Annotated in this window: 15 protein-coding genes; 11 read left to right on the top strand and 4 right to left on the bottom strand. The window is 53.5% G+C overall.

The window, feature by feature from the left end; genetic code table 11:
* Window positions 1-302 precede the first annotated feature (302 nt).
* Window positions 303-2,297 carry a transketolase gene (gene tkt, locus NXS97_RS17105; RefSeq protein ID WP_013027077.1) on the bottom strand — a complete coding sequence of 665 codons (1,995 nt, stop codon included), beginning with the start codon at window positions 2,295-2,297 and terminating at the stop codon, window positions 303-305.
* Window positions 2,298-2,567: 270 nt separating this feature from the next.
* Here tkt and NXS97_RS17100 point away from each other — a divergent pair, with 270 nt between their 5' ends.
* On the top strand, window positions 2,568-3,323 hold the full coding sequence (locus tag NXS97_RS17100) for a M48 family metallopeptidase (RefSeq protein ID WP_015699583.1): 756 nt from the start codon (window positions 2,568-2,570) through the stop codon (window positions 3,321-3,323).
* A 43-nt stretch (window positions 3,324-3,366) separates the two neighbouring features.
* On the opposite strand, the gene speB is transcribed toward NXS97_RS17100, so the two are convergent.
* Window positions 3,367-4,287, bottom strand: coding sequence for an agmatinase (speB, locus tag NXS97_RS17095; RefSeq protein ID WP_013027079.1), 921 nt, complete (start codon window positions 4,285-4,287; stop codon window positions 3,367-3,369).
* A gap of 159 nt (window positions 4,288-4,446) precedes the next feature.
* Window positions 4,447-6,426, bottom strand: coding sequence for a biosynthetic arginine decarboxylase (speA, locus tag NXS97_RS17090; RefSeq protein WP_014594507.1), 1,980 nt, complete (start codon window positions 6,424-6,426; stop codon window positions 4,447-4,449).
* An 803-nt stretch (window positions 6,427-7,229) separates the two neighbouring features.
* Between speA and metK the strand changes: the two genes are divergently transcribed.
* The 9 genes from metK (at window position 7,230) to ruvX (ending at window position 16,738) form a co-directional block, all read left to right on the top strand.
* Window positions 7,230-8,381, top strand: a complete 1,152-nt coding sequence (gene metK / locus NXS97_RS17085; RefSeq protein WP_013027081.1) for a methionine adenosyltransferase — start codon at window positions 7,230-7,232, stop codon at window positions 8,379-8,381.
* 454 nt (window positions 8,382-8,835) lie between these two features.
* Window positions 8,836-10,227 carry a sugar porter family MFS transporter gene (locus tag NXS97_RS17080; protein WP_014594508.1) on the top strand — a complete coding sequence of 464 codons (1,392 nt, stop codon included), beginning with the start codon at window positions 8,836-8,838 and terminating at the stop codon, window positions 10,225-10,227.
* Between the two features lie 245 nt (window positions 10,228-10,472).
* The gene (locus NXS97_RS17075) at window positions 10,473-12,407 is read left to right on the top strand and encodes a methyl-accepting chemotaxis protein (RefSeq protein WP_112900421.1); all 1,935 of its coding nucleotides are present in this window, start codon (window positions 10,473-10,475) and stop codon (window positions 12,405-12,407) included.
* A 105-nt stretch (window positions 12,408-12,512) separates the two neighbouring features.
* Window positions 12,513-13,025 carry a SprT family zinc-dependent metalloprotease gene (locus NXS97_RS17070; RefSeq protein WP_042677525.1) on the top strand — a complete coding sequence of 171 codons (513 nt, stop codon included), beginning with the start codon at window positions 12,513-12,515 and terminating at the stop codon, window positions 13,023-13,025.
* Between the two features lie 75 nt (window positions 13,026-13,100).
* On the top strand, window positions 13,101-13,808 hold the full coding sequence (gene endA, locus NXS97_RS17065; protein ID WP_014594511.1) for a deoxyribonuclease I: 708 nt from the start codon (window positions 13,101-13,103) through the stop codon (window positions 13,806-13,808).
* 73 nt (window positions 13,809-13,881) lie between these two features.
* Window positions 13,882-14,613 carry a 16S rRNA (uracil(1498)-N(3))-methyltransferase gene (rsmE, locus tag NXS97_RS17060; RefSeq protein WP_014594512.1) on the top strand — a complete coding sequence of 244 codons (732 nt, stop codon included), beginning with the start codon at window positions 13,882-13,884 and terminating at the stop codon, window positions 14,611-14,613.
* 115 nt (window positions 14,614-14,728) lie between these two features.
* Entirely contained in the window at window positions 14,729-15,673 is a 945-nt protein-coding gene (gene gshB, locus NXS97_RS17055; protein WP_013027087.1) for a glutathione synthase, read from the top strand.
* Window positions 15,674-15,758: 85 nt separating this feature from the next.
* Window positions 15,759-16,322: a YqgE/AlgH family protein gene (locus tag NXS97_RS17050; RefSeq protein ID WP_112900422.1), complete on the top strand. Its 564-nt coding sequence runs from the start codon at window positions 15,759-15,761 to the stop codon at window positions 16,320-16,322.
* Complete coding sequence (ruvX, locus tag NXS97_RS17045; RefSeq protein WP_013027089.1) at window positions 16,322-16,738, top strand: Holliday junction resolvase RuvX; 417 nt, start codon at window positions 16,322-16,324, stop codon at window positions 16,736-16,738. The genes NXS97_RS17050 and ruvX overlap by 1 nt, the downstream gene beginning before the upstream one ends.
* On the opposite strand, the gene NXS97_RS17040 is transcribed toward ruvX, so the two are convergent.
* Window positions 16,735-17,730, bottom strand: a complete 996-nt coding sequence (locus NXS97_RS17040; RefSeq protein WP_014605113.1) for a type IV pilus twitching motility protein PilT — start codon at window positions 17,728-17,730, stop codon at window positions 16,735-16,737. The two genes, ruvX and NXS97_RS17040, sit on opposite strands and share 4 nt — an antisense overlap.
* Before the next feature lie 15 nt (window positions 17,731-17,745).
* On the opposite strand from NXS97_RS17040, the gene NXS97_RS17035 reads away from it, so the two are divergent.
* On the top strand, window positions 17,746-18,453 hold the full coding sequence (locus tag NXS97_RS17035; protein WP_013027091.1) for a YggS family pyridoxal phosphate-dependent enzyme: 708 nt from the start codon (window positions 17,746-17,748) through the stop codon (window positions 18,451-18,453).
* Window positions 18,454-18,458 lie beyond the last annotated feature (5 nt).

The raw sequence follows: 18,458 nt of genomic DNA, 5'->3' as shown, positions 1-18,458 counted from the left end.
TCCTGCCAAACCAGACTGAAAAAAAGGTGCAGATAGCCTGAGCGTTTCACTGCATTTTGTACAGGAGATTCTTAGCCCGACCGCAGGCAAAGCAGCCTCAACTGAAACGGTTCAGCTAGGATAATAGAAGGAAGGAATAACGGGAATGATTGCGATCAAGCGGACTGCGTATTTTTGGATCTACATCACAAAATTACGCAAAAAATCGCTATTACTACAGGAATAATTTTGTCGATAAGGGGGCAAACTGCGCCCCCTTTCATCTGGGTTCAGGCGAGCCTTCACTCGCCTGCGCCCTTCTGTCAGGCCAGCAACGCTTTTGCTTTCGCTACTACGTTGTCTACCGTGAAGCCGAAGACTTCAAACAGCTTCTCAGCAGGCGCTGACTCACCAAAGGTGGTCATGCCGACGATAGCGCCGTTCAGGCCGGTATATTTGAACCAATAGTCTGCAATACCGGCTTCAATAGCAACGCGAGCGGCAACGGCCTTCGGCAGGACAGATTCACGATACTCTGCAGACTGCTTGTCGAACGCATCCGTTGATGGCATGGAAACCACGCGAACCTTACGGCCTTCATCGGTCAGTTTCTGATACGCAGCCACAGCCAGTTCAACTTCTGAACCGGTGGCGATCAGAATCAGCTCTGGCGTGCCCGCGCTGTCTTTCAGCACATAACCGCCGCGGGCCACGTTTGCCAGCTGCTCTGCGGTACGATCCTGCTGCGCCAGATTCTGACGAGAGAAGATCAGTGCGCTTGGACCATCTTTACGCTCAATCGCATATTTCCAGGCCACTGCTGATTCCACCTGATCACACGGACGCCACAGGCTCATGTTTGGTGTGGTACGCAGGCTCGCCATCTGCTCTACCGGCTGGTGCGTCGGGCCATCTTCGCCCAGGCCAATAGAGTCGTGGGTATAAACCATAATTTGACGGATTTTCATCAGCGCGGCCATACGGGCGGCGTTACGTGCATACTCAACAAACATCAGGAAGGTCGCGGTATAAGGCAGGAAGCCGCCATGCAGCGCCAGACCGTTGGCAATCGCGGTCATACCGAATTCACGCACGCCGTAGTGAATATAGTTGCCGGCAGCGTCTTCATTGATGGGCTTAGAGCCAGACCAGATGGTGAGGTTACTGGGTGCCAGATCAGCCGAACCGCCCAGATATTCTGGCAGGATTTTACCAAAGGCTTCGATCGCATTTTGTGAGGCTTTACGGCTGGCGATTTTCGCCGGGTTAGCCTGTAACTGCTCGATAAACTTCTGCGATTCCTGCTGCCAGTTAGCCGGCAGTTCGTTGCTCATGCGGCGCGTAAATTCTGCAGCCAGCTCAGGGAAGGCGCTGGCATAGGCCGCGAATTTCGTGTTCCACGCATCCTCTTTCGCCTTGCCTACTTCCTTAGCATCCCACTCAGCATAAATGTCTGAAGGAATAACGAAAGGCGGATAGTCCCAGCCTAACTGTTTGCGGGTGAGCGCAATCTCGTCATCGCCCAGCGGTGCGCCGTGTGAGTCGTGGGTACCCGCTTTATTCGGTGAACCAAAACCGATCACAGTTTTGCACATCAGCAGTGACGGCTTGTCGCTCACCGCTTTCGCTTCTTCAATGGCTTTCGCGATGGCGTCGGCATCGTGACCGTCAACGCCGCGCACCACATGCCAGCCGTAAGCTTCGAAGCGCTTCGCGGTGTCATCGGTGAACCAGCCGTCAACATGACCATCAATGGAGATACCATTGTCATCATAAAATGCCACCAGCTTGCCCAGCTTCAGCGTACCCGCCAGCGAGCACACTTCGTGTGAGATGCCTTCCATCATGCAGCCGTCGCCCATAAAGACCCAGGTATTATGATCTACGATCTCATGGCCCGGACGGTTGAACTGTGCTGCCAGCGTGCGCTCCGCAATGGCAAAACCTACGGCGTTAGCGATGCCCTGCCCCAGCGGACCGGTCGTGGTTTCCACGCCCACGGTATAGCCATATTCAGGGTGCCCCGGCGTTTTAGAATGCAACTGACGGAAGTTTTCCAGCTCGCTAATCGGTAAATCGTAGCCGGTAAGGTGCAGCAGGCTGTAAATCAGCATCGAACCGTGACCATTGGACAGAACAAAACGGTCGCGATCGGCCCAGTGTGGGTTGGTTGGGTTATGATTGAGATAGCCGCGCCACAAGACTTCGGCGATATCCGCCATGCCCATCGGGGCACCCGGATGTCCCGATTTAGCTTTTTGCACTGCGTCCATACTTAACGCGCGAATGGCGTTGGCAAGATCTTTACGAGAGGGCATCTTCTACTCCAGTTCGGATTAATGATTTTCGCCTTAACCTGTTGTAATTAATCAGCTATCGGGCAAATCACGGGGAAAAGTTTCACCACAATGTACATGAAAAACGGGGCAAAAGTAATGTCGTAAAACGCTAAATGTTCCCGCTTCGTCTGGCTTTTCCAGTCATGTCTGCTAGCAAAAAGGTTTATCACGAACTATAACCTGTTGGTTAAATCACCTTGTACGGATTCAGGTGTTTGTTTTTTATCTTGTTACTTATGGGACGACAGAATGAAAATTCATAAAATGGCACTGGCTCTGGGCCTGGTTGCGCTGCTTAGCGGCTGTGAGGGTGTAAATAGTAATGGTCTGCTGCAATCCGGCGCACAGGCATTTCAGGCTTACACGTTGAGCGATGCTCAGGTTAAGCAGCTTAGCGATCAGTCCTGCGCCCAAATGGACAAAGAAAATCAGGTCGCGCCAGCTGACAGCGAGTACCAGCAACGGCTGAATAAAATCGCTGCGGCACTGGGCGACAACATCAATGGTATCCCGGCTAACTACAAGGTTTACCAGACCAAAGACGTTAACGCCTGGGCAATGGCCAATGGCTGCATCCGCGTTTACAGCGGACTGATGGATATGATGACCGACAATGAAGTCGAGGCGGTACTGGGCCATGAAATGGGCCACGTTGCGCTGGGTCATACGCGCAAAGCGATGCAGGTCGCCTTCACCACAACGGCAGCACGCACCGCGGCGGCATCGGCTGGCGGTATTATTGGTTCGCTGTCACAGTCGCAGTTGGGTGATATGGGTGAAAAATTAGTAAATGCCCAGTTCTCGCAGACGCAGGAGACTCAGGCTGATGACTACTCATACAACCTGCTGAAAAAGCGCGGTATTGATCCGGTCGGGCTGGCAACCAGCTTTGAAAAACTGGCAAAACTGGAACAGGGCCGTCAAAGCTCAATGTTTGACTCGCATCCTGACTCCGAAGCGCGTGCGCAGCATATTCGCGATCGCATCGCCGCAGACGGCAAGTAAGTCAGAATCAGAGGGATAACCCTGAAGTTATCCCTCTGTCGCATCAGCCTTTATTCGCTGCCTGAACGTGCAACATGTCCAGCGCCAGCGTAGCGGCGGCAAGTGCCGTCAGATCGGCGTGATCGTAACCCGGCGCGACTTCCACCAGATCCATCCCCACGATATTCATGCCCTGTAAACCACGAATCAGTTTAGTGGCTTTATCTGTGGTTAAACCGCCAATGACCGGCGTACCGGTGCCCGGCGCATGCGCAGGATCCAGACAGTCGATATCAAATGTCAGATAAACTGGCAGGTCGCCGACGGTGCGCTTAATTTCCGCCAGAAGATCGTCCACGCTGCGGTCGTTAACCTGAGCAGCATCCAGCACGTTAAAGCCCAGGCTTTTGTCGAATTCGGTACGAATACCGATTTGCACCGAGTGCTGAGGATCGATGAGCCCCTCTTTCGGTGCGGTAAAGAACATGGTGCCATGGTCAAACGTTGGACCATTAGAGTAGGTATCGGTATGGGCGTCAAAGTGTACCAGCGCCATTTTACCAAAGTGCTTCGCATGCGCGCGCAGCAGGGGAAGCGTGACGTAGTGATCGCCACCAAAGGTCATCATGCGTTTGCCGTTCGCCAGCAGTTTCTCTGCGTGGGCCTGCAGCTTGTCAGACAGATCCTGTGAATCACCAAAGGCGTAAACCAGATCGCCGCAGTCCACCACGTTCAGGCGCTGACGCAGGTCAAACTCCCACGGCCAGCGGCAGCCTTCCCAGGCGAGATTGGTCGAAATCTGGCGGATAGCGCCAGGGCCAAGACGGCTGCCCGGACGGCCTGAGGTCGCGGCGTCAAAGGGCACCCCGGTGATCACCCACTCTGCGTCGCTGTCGTAAGGCTGGAAATTAACCGGAAAACGCATAAAACCAAAGGCGTTAGAAACCAGTGAATTGTCGTACTGATTGCCGAGGGTATTGTACATAAGTCGTCCTCTGTCTGTGCATGAGGCGGGCCTGGGCCGCGCACCATGAAGGTTGAGATAAAAAAAATCCCCTCCGCGTCGTTAGGCCCGACGAGGAAGGGATGGGTTGCTGCCGATTATCAACAATGTCCCGACCCGCTGCAAGCGCTTCGCGGGGCTTTATTCGTCTTCTAAATAGGTGTAGCCATACAGACCGCTTTCGAACTCCTGCAGGAACTGCTCACGCAGTTCGTCATCCAGTTCAGAGGTCTGAATCTGCTTACGGAACAGCGTCATCAGTTCGTTCGGATCGAGCTGAACATACTGCAGCATGTCGGCCACGGTATCGCCCTCATCCGACAGTTGAACCTCCACCTCGCCATTCTGGAAGGCAAACACGTCAACCGCTTCGGTGTCACCAAACAGGTTATGCATGTTACCCAGGATTTCCTGATAGGCGCCGACCATAAAGAAGCCAAGCATCGGTGGGTTGTCCACGTCGTACTCCGGCATCGGCATGGTTGTGGCAATACCGTCACCATCAACATAGTGATCGATGGTACCGTCAGAGTCACAGGTGATGTCCAGCAGCACGGCACGACGTTCCGGTTTTTTATTCAGGCCTTCCAGCGGCAGCACAGGGAACAGCTGATCGATGCCCCATGCATCCGGCATGGACTGGAACAGCGAGAAGTTAACGTAGATCTTGTCCGCCATGCGCTCCTGCAACTCGTCGATGATCGGACGGTGCGCGCGGTTGCTGGGATCAAGATGCTGCTGAATGTAGTGACAGATGCTCAGATAAAGCTGTTCTGCCCAGGCGCGCTGCTTCAGGCTGTAGGTACCGGATGAGTAGCCTGTATGGATATCAAACAGGTCCATCTGGCTGTCGTGCAGCCATTCACGCAGCGAACGACGCGTGTCCGGCTCGTGCATCTCCTGCCAGGTTTCCCACATGCTCAGGATAGGACGCGGGGCATCCTCAATCTCTGGCGCTTCTGGCTTACTGAATTCGTTACGCTCAACGCCGATGATGTTAGATACCAGCACCGTGTGGTGAGCTGTGACTGCGCGGCCGGATTCGGTAATCACCGTTGGGTGCTCAAGTCCATGCTCGTCACAGGCTGCGCCAATTCCCCAGATCACGTTATTGGCATATTCATTCAGTCCGTAATTGACCGAACAGTCGGACTGCGAACGGGTACCTTCATAGTCAACGCCCAGGCCGCCGCCAACGTCAAAGCACTTAATGTTGACGCCGAGTTTTGCCAGTTCCACATAGAAGCGCGCAGACTCACGCACCCCGGTAGCGATATCGCGAATGTTAGACATCTGCGATCCCAAATGGAAATGCAGCAGCTGCAGGCTGTCGATCCGACCCGCTTCACGCATGATTTCAACCAGCTTGAGTACCTGCGTTGCTGACAGGCCAAATTTAGATTTTTCGCCGCCGCTCGACTGCCACTTACCAGAACCCTGTGAAGCGAGACGTGCACGAATGCCCAGACGCGGCACCACATTCAGGCGCTCGGCTTCTTCCAGCACCATGCGCACTTCGGTCATCTTCTCCAGAACCAGATAAACCTTGTGCCCTATCTTCTCGCCAATCAGCGCCAGACGAATATATTCACGATCTTTGTAACCATTACATACAATAACCGAACGGGTCTGACCGGCATGGGCCAGTACCGCCATCAGTTCGGCTTTTGAACCGGCTTCCAGACCCAGCGGTTCGCCAGAATTGACCAGGGATTCGATGACGCGCTTATGCTGGTTCACCTTGATGGGATACACCAGGAAGTAATCACCGGTATAACCGTAAGACTCACGTGCGCGTTTAAAAGCAGCGTTTATTGAGCGCAGGCGATGCTGAAGAATCTGAGGGAAGCAGAACAGCGCGGGCAGACGTTGGCCCTGGGCCTCGCGTTCCTTAACCAGCTTAGCCAGATCGACACGCACATCCGGACGATCCGGATCGGGGCAGACGCTAATATGACCCAGTTCATTGACGTCATAGTAGTTATTGCCCCACCAGGCAATGTTGTAGGTCCGCAGCATCAGGCTGGCGTCCTGATCGTTCATCGCCACCTCCTGCATTGAGCGGAGTGCACCTTGTTCGCCAGCTGACGAACCCTTGATATTCTTCATGCCGTCAGACATCGCGAACCTCAATTTTCCGTTGAAAGATAATAATGTAAACCGACTTGAAGGTCGGGAGTCTGGAAATTCGTTGCCACATATTACGTCATGCTCTGTCTGCGTTGCGAACCTGCACGATGCATCACTGTAGTGTTAAGTGTAAAACACTCAGCCGCGTCAGGTACAAAAGGGCCGCGAATAATTCACGACGCTCACCGCCTGGACGATATAAACCGCTATCGCGTCAGAGGTTAACCAGCGCTTGTGTCGGGATAATTACCGAAACCAATAAAATGTCGGCAGAAGAGAAATAAGGACGGGAAACAGGATAACGCCAGCGCCGTGCCAGCACGCGAAAAGGCCGGGAGAGAGAAGATAAGGCTCATTACTCGTATCACCTCCGCACATGTCCTGGACATGTGGAAAACCACCTGGGTGAAAGCCAGACAGCTGTCTGACGGGCGCGACGCGGTAAGCGCGTCATCCTTTTTGCTGCTGAGAACGCAGCGGCGTTTTATACATTTTGCGCCTAAAAAAAGCAAAGAGATTATTTGCTTAATGCACGCGCTGTCAGCAGGATTTTCCACTGCTGCGCGTAAAGTTAACAGTGCAACATCAAAAAGGGCTGGTAATTCGCTCACCGCGTAACCTAAAATAGACGTCCAGATGGTTTTCCATCTAAACAGGTTAATATCCAGGCGGAGTTGGCCTGCGTGCTGACACTACCTGACTGCTCACGGCTTTGCCTTAAGGGGCGTTAAGTCAGCTAATACTCACTTGCGCTATGCAGTCGAATTCAAACCATTGGTAAGGTAAAGAACATAATGGCTAAACATCTTTTTACATCCGAGTCCGTATCCGAAGGACATCCTGATAAAATCGCCGACCAGATTTCTGATGCTGTGCTTGATGCGATCCTGGAACAGGATCCCAAAGCGCGCGTGGCCTGCGAAACGTACGTTAAAACCGGTATGGTTCTGGTTGGCGGTGAGATCACCACCAGCGCCTGGGTTGATATTGAAGAAATCACTCGTAATACCGTACGTGAAATCGGCTATGTTCATTCCGATATGGGCTTTGATGCCAACTCCTGCGCAGTATTAAGCGCAATTGGCAAACAGTCTCAGGATATCAACCAGGGCGTTGACCGCAGCGATCCGCTGGAACAGGGTGCGGGCGATCAGGGTTTGATGTTTGGCTATGCGACAAACGAAACGGATGTTCTGATGCCAGCCCCGGTGACCTATGCGCATCGTCTGGTTCAGCGTCAGGCCGAAGTGCGTAAGAACGGCACGCTGCCATGGCTGCGTCCGGATGCCAAAAGCCAGGTGACCTTCCAGTACGACGACGGCAAAATCGTCGGTATTGATGCGGTCGTTCTGTCAACTCAGCACAGCGAAGCGATCTCACAAAAAGATCTGCAGGAAGCGGTGATGGAAGAAATCATCAAGCCCGTCCTGCCTGCCGAGTGGCTGAGCGCATCCACCAAATATCACATCAACCCAACGGGCCGTTTTGTTATTGGTGGCCCAATGGGTGACTGTGGCCTGACCGGTCGCAAAATCATTGTTGATACCTACGGCGGTATGGCACGTCACGGCGGTGGCGCCTTCTCAGGCAAAGACCCGTCAAAAGTTGACCGTTCAGCCGCCTATGCCGCCCGCTATGTTGCGAAAAACATTGTGGCAGCGGGTCTGGCCGATCGTTGTGAGATTCAGGTTTCCTACGCCATCGGTGTTGCCGAGCCGACCTCCATCATGGTCGAGACCTTTGGCACTGAGAAAGTGTCTACTGAACAGCTGACCTTACTGGTGCGCGAGTTCTTCGATCTGCGTCCTTACGGCCTGATTCAGATGCTGGATCTGCTGCATCCGATCTATAAAGAAACCGCTGCCTATGGCCACTTTGGTCGCGAACATTTCCCTTGGGAAAAAACTGACAAAGCAGAACAGTTGCGTGAGGCTGCGGGCCTGTAAGCCTGTAAGCCTGTAAGCCTGAAAACGTCTCAAAAAGTCCTGCCTCGCGGCGGGGCTTTTTTTTTCTTTTTATTCCTCTCGGGCCTTCAGTTTCCCCCACCTGCACATTTTTTTAACTCAGCTACACTTTCTCTCAGCCTGTGCTCAGCTAATGTGTTAACGCTTACAATTTGAAACGCTTTAGATATCGGCTATTTAGGAATTTATCGCCGTAGTTATTCTTCCTAAAATGCGTTATTTTCAGCGTCATCTGATAGGCGTTAAACAGGGCATTGTCAGAAACTTCGAGGGTGCTATACCTCACTGGTTACTTGACCTTTCTGGGTTATAAATGCTGGATTTCAGGGTTTCAGCAAGTGTAAGCGATTACATCAATGTGATCGGGCTCACTTTTTGCCCAGATAAGGTTTTTTAACATCGATAACAACAATGATGGATAATTTTGGAGGCAACCATGCCTGGCAATTCACATAAAAGCAGAACCTCAAATAAGGCAATGACCTTATTTGTCTGCTTTCTGGCAGCCCTTGCAGGCCTGCTGTTTGGGTTGGATATCGGCGTTATCGCCGGTGCACTGCCCTTTATCGCGAAGGACTTTAACGTTACGGCACACCAACAGGAGTGGATTGTCAGCTCAATGATGTTCGGGGCGGCCATCGGTGCTATCGGCAGCGGCTGGATGTCATCGCGTCTGGGGCGTAAAAAAAGCCTGATGGCTGGTGCGATCCTGTTTGTTATTGGCTCACTGTGGTCAGCCATGGCACCTAACCCAGAAATGCTGATCAGCGCACGCGTGCTGTTAGGCCTGGCGGTCGGTATCGCCTCTTACACTGCGCCGCTCTATCTTTCTGAGATTGCGCCTGAAAAAATCCGCGGCAGTATGATCTCGCTTTATCAGTTGATGATTACCATCGGTATTCTGGGTGCGTACCTTTCCGATACCGCGTTCAGCTTCACAGGTAACTGGCGCTGGATGCTGGGCGTGATCACCATTCCTGCCCTGCTGCTGCTGATCGGCGTGTTCTTCCTGCCAAACAGCCCACGCTGGCTGGCGGCGAAAGGAAACTTCCGTGATGCGCAACGCGTACTGGATCGCCTGCGTGATACCAGTGAGCAGGCGAAGCGCGAGCTGGATGAGATCCGTGAAAGCCTAAAGATCAAACAGTCAGGCTGGGGATTATTTACCAGCAGCAGCCACTTCCGTCGTGCGGTGTACCTGGGCATTCTGCTGCAGGTGATGCAACAGTTTACCGGCATGAACGTCATCATGTATTACGCACCGAAGATTTTTGAGATTGCGGGTTTCGCGAATACCACCCAGCAGATGTGGGGAACGGTGATTGTCGGCCTGGTTAACGTACTGGCAACCTTTATTGCTATCGGTCTGGTGGATCGCTGGGGCCGTAAGCCTACCTTGATTCTGGGCTTCCTGGTGATGGCAGCCGGTATGGGCGTTCTTGGCACCATGCTGCATATGGGCATTCATTCACAAGGTGCGCAGTACTTTGCCATTGGCATGCTGCTGATGTTTATCGTGGGCTTTGCCATGTCAGCCGGTCCGCTGATCTGGGTTCTGTGTTCTGAAATTCAGCCTCTGAAAGGACGCGATTTCGGTATCACTGTTTCAACCACCACGAACTGGATCGCCAACATGATTGTCGGCGCAACCTTCCTGACCATGCTGAATACGCTGGGCAATGCGCCGACCTTCTGGGTCTACGGCCTGCTCAACGTCTTCTTCATCGTCCTGACGGTGATGTTGATTCCCGAAACCAAAAACGTTTCGCTGGAGCACATTGAACGTAATCTGATGGCAGGTAAAAAGCTGCGCGATATCGGTCAGTAAGCCCTCCTCAATATGTCCCCTAGAGCCAGTCAAGGTAAGCTGACTGGCTTTTCTTTTGCCGCTTTACCCACAACTGACAACGAAAAATATCCTACCGTTTCAACGCTCAGACCTTGCCGTTACTGGCTTGCACCTCCCCGCTTCGCTTTTCTTTCATTAAAGTCGAAAAAATATACGCCGATAAATTACCTGACGTTTTCATTATAAAAAGCTTTTTTCAGACTTCGCGTTGACCAGGAAATAGCATGAACAATACCAGCCCTAAAAAGACGATGAGCACCCGTGCTCAGATGCTGCTGGCAGGCGGAATGACGATCGTCGTGGGGTTTACTGCGACCATCGGATTACTCAGTTGGCAGTCCTCGAAAGAACAAAAATCTCTTGCCGCTAACTACCTGCAGCAAATTGCTGCTAGTCACGCCGGGCAAATTCAGCAGGAACTGACGCATGCATTGGATGCCGCTCAAAACCTGGGGCAAAGCCTTGCTGCCCTGCCTGCAGCAGGGATAAATGATCGTAAAGTTGCCGACAAGCTGATGGAATATGCATTGAATAAAAACCCTGACTTTGTGTCGATGACCGTAGTGTTTGAACCCGATGCCTTTGATGGCCGTGACAGTGCCTTTGTCGGGCCGCAGGGAACGCCACCGGGTGGTCGCTATGCCTGGTATGTTGACCGGGACAAAGACGGGCGCTACAAAATGAATCCGGCACTGGACTTTCTGCAGCCGGGGGCCGGTAATTACTATTTACTGCCGAAAGAAACGCAAAAGGACACCCTGATTGAGCCTTACAGCTTCGCTTATGATGGCGCAAAACCAGAGTGGTTAACCTCGGTGGCTACCCCTGTTATGGTCAATGACAAACTGAAGCTGGTTGTCAGTTCCGATATCCTGCTTTCCGCCATCCAGAAAAAAGTAAACCAGATCAAACCCTGGCACGAAACCGGCTACGCGCTGCTGCTTTCGAACAGCGGCAACGTGATTTCCTCCCCCAATGCAGGTGAAGCCGGCAAAAAATGGCAGGGAAACAGCAACAGCTACCGTACGGCAGTGACAGAACAGTACGATCCCGTACTGAAAGAAAATGCCATGTACACCTGGTACCCGATAAGCGTGGGCAACAACACGAAACCCTGGTATGTAGGGATTGTGGCACCCGTCAGCCAGGTAATGGCGGCGGCTGACAAGCAGCTTTACTGGGCTATTGCGCTGATGATTGTCAGTATCCTTTCCGTGGGGGCCGTGCTGGGTCTGTTATTCAACCGTAAAGTGATGCGTCATCTTGGCGGTGAACCCGAAGAGGCGGCGCGCATTGCGCTGGCCGTTGCTGAAGGTCAGTTAAACAATGGCATTCAGGTTGCGCCAGGCGACAGCAGCAGCCTGTTTTATGCCCTCAACACCATGCAGACACAGTTGCAGAGCATTGTGAGACAAATCAAAGACGCCAGCACCTCGGTCCAGCAGGGAGCGGGCGAAATTGCCGGTGCAAACCTCAACCTCGCCTCACGCACCGAGGAACAGGCTGCGGCACTGGAAGAAACTGCCGCGAGCATGGAGCAGATTAGTGCAGCTATCCGCATGAACGCGGATAATGCACAGCAGGCAACGAGCCTGACTGAAAATGCCACGCGCATCGCCAGCCGGGGGGAAACCCTGGTCGATCAGGTGGTCACTACCATGGCGCAGATTGATGAAAGTTCAAAGAAAATCGGTGATATCACCACGCTGATTAACAGCATCGCGTTTCAGACCAACATTCTGGCACTTAATGCTGCTGTTGAAGCTGCACGCGCAGGCGAACAGGGGCGCGGCTTTGCGGTCGTAGCCGCCGAAGTCCGGAATCTCGCGCAGCGGACAACCAGCGCCGTGAAAGATATTTCCGCCCTGATTGAGGAATCAGTTGTTCGGGTTGAAAATGGCGTTGTGCTGGTCAACGATGCAGGCAAAACCATGCATGAGATGACAAATGCCGTTTCATCAGTGCAGCGCATCATTGGTGAAATCGTTGCTGCATCCGATGAGCAAGCCCGCGGTATTGCGCAGGTGACCATCGCGGTCAATGAAATGGATGGCACGACCCAGCAAAACGCTGCGCTGGTTCAGCAGATGTCAGCGGCGTCCAGCTCACTTGAGGATCAGGCGCAGCAACTGGCTCAGACAATAAGGCAGTTCCATTAAAATAATGTCATGTCTGCCCGTCGGGTTCGGCGGGTACGACTTTTTTGCAGGACCGATATTGCTGTTGAGTTGAGTTCCACGCCGCTGCCGCTTATGCTGAGCGCCATGAAAACATCCCGTCTTCCCATTGCCCTACAACAAGCCGTTATGCGCGCCCTGCGTAGTGGGCTCGAACGGGCAAATGAAAAGCTCGAACAACATTATCCCGAACCCAGGCTGGTTTATCAGCAGCGCGGCACGGCTGCCGGAACGGCCTGGCTGGAAAAATGGGAAATCCGCCTGAATCCTGTCCTGCTGATGGAAAATCAGCAGGCCTTTATTGATGAAGTCGTTCCCCATGAGCTGGCCCATTTGCTGGTGTGGAAAACCTTCGGCCGCGTTGCACCGCATGGCAAAGAGTGGAAATGGATGATGGAGACTGTGCTGGGCGTGCCGGCGCGGCGCACCCATCAGTTTGAGGTCGAGTCGGTGCGCAGCCGCACCTTTGCTTATCGCTGCCAGTGTCAACAGCACCAGCTTACCGTGAGGCGCCATAATCGTGTCGTTCGCGGCGAAAGCGAGTACCGCTGCGTTCACTGCGGTAGCCTATTGAAAGCCGAGGTTTTTCCCCTTTCCTGAGCGGATCCTCATTCCGCCTGAGCAGGCATTCTGTTACCCTGCCGCCCTTTTAAGGACCAGGGGTAAAACTGGAACATGTCTCGCAAATTTCTCATCACGACTGCACTGTTACTCGCGTCTTTTAACAGCCAGGCCCTAAACCTCAACAACTATCATCAAAATAATTTTCAACAGGCAAAAGCCTACGCCGCAGAGATTAATGACGATGCGCCCGGCAGCTTTTACTGTGGCTGTAAAATTACCTGGCACGGCAAAAAGGGGGAGCCTGATCTGAACAGCTGTGGCTACCAGCCGCGCAAAAATGCCCACCGCGCCGCACGTATCGAGTGGGAACACGTGATGCCCGCCTGGGAGTTCGGCCATCAACGTCAGTGCTGGCAGAACGGCGGCCGCAAAAATTGCAGCAAAGATGCCGACTATCGCCGTATCGAAACCGACCTGCATAATCTGCAGCCGGCAATCGGTGAAGTGAATGGCGATCGCGGTAACTATGCCTACAGTCAGTGGAACGGTACGGATAAACAGTACGGTCAGTGCAGCATGCAGATTGATTTTAAAAACAAGCAGGCGCAGCCGCCCGAACGGGCCCGTGGCGCGATCGCCCGGACTTACTTCTATATGCGCGACCAGTATCATCTGCGTCTGTCACGTCAGCAAACGCAGTTATTTACAGCCTGGAACAAGCTCTATCCGGTCAGCAAATGGGAATGCGAGCGCGACCAGCGCATCGCTCGCGTACAGGGGAATCATAATCCTTATGTGCTTGAGGCTTGCACGCGTTAAAATCCCTGCCCTAAACTAACTGTTTCACAGCCCCGCCGCGTCAACCTCGCGGCGTTTAGCTCTCAGGGACATTATGCGCATACCTCGCATTTATCACTCACAGCCTGTTCATGTTGGCAGTGAAATCACGCTTGATGAAGACGCGTCCGGTCATGTTGGTCGCGTGCTGCGTATGACCAGCGGACAGCATGTAGAACTCTTTGATGGCAGTAATCTGACTTTCGCTGCAGAAATCACGCATGTTGATAAAAAACGTGTAAAAGTATCCATCACGGCAAGTCAGGAAGACGATCGCGAGTCGCCCCTCCATCTGCATCTCGGTCAGGTCATGTCTCGCGGCGAAAAAATGGAATTTACCATCCAGAAATCAATCGAACTGGGCGTTAATGTTATTACGCCGCTGTTTTCTGAACGCTGTGGTGTCAAACTGGATGCCGAACGCCTGGCAAAAAAAATTCAGCAGTGGCAAAAGATTGCTGTTGCCGCCTGCGAGCAGTGTGGTCGTAACCGGGTACCCGAAATCCGTCCGGCCATGGCACTGGAAGCCTGGTGCAGTGAAGCGGAAAGTGGGTTAAAACTGAACCTGCACCCGCGCGCCAGCCATAGCATCAACACATTGCCTCAGCCGGTTGAGCGCGTTCGCCTGCTGATTGGTCCGGAAGGCGGGCTTTCAGCTGACGAAATTGCCATGACGGCGCAGCACGGTTTTACCGATATTCTGCTTGGCCCACGGGTTTTACGTACCGAAACAACGGCCCTGACTGCCATTACGGCACTTCAGGTGAGGTTTGGTGACCTGGGTTAAGCGATACTTTTAGCTCCACTGGGACGCCTGTAATCAACATCGCGTTCTGACTGCTCAGCCCCTTTTTGCCCGAACGAAACGAGACGGTAACCGCCGCCTCCTTCAGGAGATAATAATGATCAAGCTTGGCATCGTGATGGACCCAATCTCATCCATCAACATTAAAAAAGACTCCAGCTTTGCAATGCTGCTGGAAGCACAGCGCCGGGGTTACGAAATCCACTACATGGAGATGAACGATCTCTCCCTGCGCGGTGGTGTGGCTTACGCCCGCACTCGCCTGCTTAGCGTGGAACAGAATGCCGAAAGTTGGTATCAGTTTGGCAGTGAGCAGCAGATTAAACTGGCCGATCTCAACGTCGTATTGATGCGTAAAGACCCGCCGTTTGACACCGAGTTTATCTACTGTACCTACATCCTGGAACGGGCTGAAGAGCAGGGCACGCTGATCGTCAACAAGCCGCAAAGCCTGCGCGACTGTAACGAAAAACTGTATACCGCCTGGTTTGCTGAATTCACACCGGACACCCTGGTCACGCGTTCTAAGCAACAGCTGCGGGCGTTCTGGCAAGAGCATGGCGACGTCATCATGAAACCGCTGGACGGCATGGGCGGCGCCTCTATTTTCCGTGTGAAGCAGGACGATCCGAATTTCGGCGTTATCGCTGAAACCCTGACTGAACATGAAAGCCGTTACTGCATGGCGCAAAACTACCTGCCGGCTATCAAAGACGGTGATAAGCGCGTGCTGGTGGTGGATGGCGAACCGGTTCCTTATTGTCTGGCGCGTATTCCACAGGGGGGAGAAACCCGCGGAAACCTGGCGGCTGGCGGACGCGGTGAAGCGCGCCCCCTAAGCGAAAGTGACTGGGAAATCGCCCGCCGCGTCGGTCCAACACTGAAGGCCAAAGGCCTGATTTTTGTGGGCCTCGACATTATTGGTGATAGACTGACTGAAGTTAACGTGACCAGCCCAACATGCATTCGTGAAATTGAGGCCGCCTTCCCTGTCTCCATCACCGGTATGCTGATGGACGCCATTGAGAAGCGCCTGAGCTGAGCATAACGCTGGGGCCATGCTCCGTGATCAACCCAACACCGGTGCAGCAATCACGCACCGGTTATCTTTGGTAAAGCATGTGAGAATGAATTTACAGCATCACTTTTTAATTGCCATGCCATCGTTGCAAGATCCCTTTTTTAAACGTTCTGTCGTCTACGTTTGTGAGCATAACGGAGAAGGGGCAATGGGGCTGATTATCAATAAGCCGATGGAAAACCTAACGGTTGAAGGCATTCTGAAAAAGCTCAAGATCGCCGAAGATAACCGCGATCCGGCTATCAATCTTGATAAGCCGGTGTTCAGCGGTGGTCCGCTGGCGGAAGATCGGGGCTTTATCCTGCACTCGGCACAGCGCACCTTTACTTCCAGCATTCGGGTGTCAGACAACACCGTGATTACCACCTCACGTGACGTGCTGGAAGCGATCGGTACAGCCTCACAGCCCGATCATGTGCTGGTCGCGCTGGGTTATTGTGCCTGGGAAAAAGACCAGCTTGAAAATGAGCTGATGGAGAACGCCTGGCTGACCACACCGGCTAACAGTAATATTTTGTTCCAGACGCCCATCGCCGAGCGCTGGCGTGAAGCCGCGCGCAGTATGGGCATTGATATTCACAACATGGCCAGCGATGCAGGTCACGCCTGATGAATACACAAACGTTGTTAGGTTTTGACTTCGGCACCAAAAGCATCGGCGTTGCGGTTGGTCAGCAGCTGACGGGCAGCGCCCGTCCGTTAAGCGCGATTAAGGCGCAGGACGGGACGCCAGACTGGCTGCAAATTGAAAAGCTGCTTAAAGAGTGGCAGCCCGACTTTGTTGTGGTGGGTTTGCCACTGAACATGGACGGCACCGAGCAGCCTTTAACAGCCCGCGCCCGTAAGTTTGCGAATCGCCTGCATGGCCGTTTTGGTATTCGTGTTGAGCTACAGGATGAGCGCCTCAGCACCGTTGAAGCGCGCGCTGGTTTGTTTGAACGGGGTGGCTATCGTGCCCTGAATAAAGGTTCAGTCGATTCCCAGTCAGCGGCGATTATCCTGCAGGACTGGTTTGAAACCCATTAATGAATCACCCCTTCGGCCTGACGGGCTAACCGACTCTGCTCAAAGGTTTGCATTCCGGCCTGCGCGCCGGTTTGCAAAATAGCGGGAATCTGATGCATTTTGCCTTCCCGAATCAGATTGACCACCGCGCTGGTGGCAATCAGCACCTCAAACAGCCCCACGCGTGTCTCATCTGTGGCTGAAACCAGCTGCTGCGCAATAACGGCTTTCAGACTGCCCGCCAGCTGGGTGCGTATCAGCGCCTTTTCATCTGCAGGGAACACATCCACCAGCCGATCCACCGCCTGGACTGCGCCGCGCGTATGCAACGTCGCCAGCACCAGATGTCCGGTTTCTGCCGCGGTTAATGCCTGGCGAATGGTATCGCTGTCGCGTAATTCTCCCAGCATAATCACATCGGGATCTTCGCGTAAGGCCGCTTTCAGGCCCAGACTAAACGAGCGGCAATGCAGCCCCACTTCGCGCTGTTGAATCAGGGACTGCTGGCTGTGATGAATAAACTCAATGGGATCTTCCAGCGTGAGAATATGACGGGCCTGCTGCCGGTTGATGGCATCGACCATGGCGGCGAGCGTGGTGGATTTACCGCTACCGGTCGCGCCGGTAATCAAAATCAGCCCGTCCTGTTTGTTCAGCAAGGTGGGCACGACCTGCGGAAGGCGTAAATCCGCAAGCGAAGGGCAGCGGCTGGCAATAATACGCAGCGCCAGAGACAGCCCGTTGCGCTGCATAAACAGGTTCGCGCGCAGGCGCTGCCCGTTAACCAGTGTTAAGGCGAAATCCAACTGCCCTTCTCGCTTCAGCACCTGCTGCTGTTCGCTGTCCAGCCATGACGAGGTAAATCGCGCCATCCAGTCGGATGGCAGGATGGGCTGGCCGGGCAGCGTTTCAAGCCCGCCCTGACGGCGCCAGTACGGCGAATGTCCGTTACAAAGGTGCAGATCGGCGGCGTTATGCTTTACACTAAGCTCCACTAATTCATCCAAATCCATTTTGATCTCCAGACTATGACTTCAATCCAGCACAACTTACAGCAAGTCCGTCAGCGAATCGCTGCTGCTGCAACCCGTTGCGGCCGGTCGCCAGAAGAAATTACGCTACTTGCAGTGAGCAAAACAAAGCCTGCGAGCGCGGTCGAAGAAGCCGCAGCGGCGGGACAGATCGATTTTGGTGAGAATTACGTTCAGGAAGGGGTTGAAAAGATTCAGTCACTGACCTCACATCCTGCCTTGACCTGGCACTTCATTGGCCCGCTGCAGTCCAATAAAAGCCGCCTGGTCGCTGAACACTTTGCCTGGTGTCATACGGTCGATCGTCAGAAGATCGCACAGCGTCTTAACGATCAGCGGCCTGAACATCTGCCGCCGCTCAATGTCTTAATCCAGGTAAATATCAGTGATGAAAACAGCAAATCTGGCATCATGCTGGAGGCGGTTGCCGGACTGGCTCAGGACATCCTGACAATGCCGCGTTTGCGTTTGCGCGGGCTGATGGCGATTCCGGCACCCGAAGAAGATTATCAGCGACAGCTGGCGGTATGCCAGCAAATGGCGGATGCTTTTGACCAGCTTAAACAGCAGTATAGCGACGTTGATACGCTTTCCCTTGGGATGAGCGATGACATGGAGGCGGCAATTGCCGCTGGCAGTACGATGGTGCGCATTGGCACCGCCATTTTTGGCGCGCGAGATTACACACAACCTTCACAACAATAATTGAG

The organism is Pantoea sp. B623 (genome assembly GCF_024814475.1).
GTDB lineage: Bacteria > Pseudomonadota > Gammaproteobacteria > Enterobacterales > Enterobacteriaceae > Pantoea > Pantoea ananatis.
Note: the sequence above shows the minus strand (reverse complement) of the source record. Positions and strands in the feature narration are given on the sequence as shown.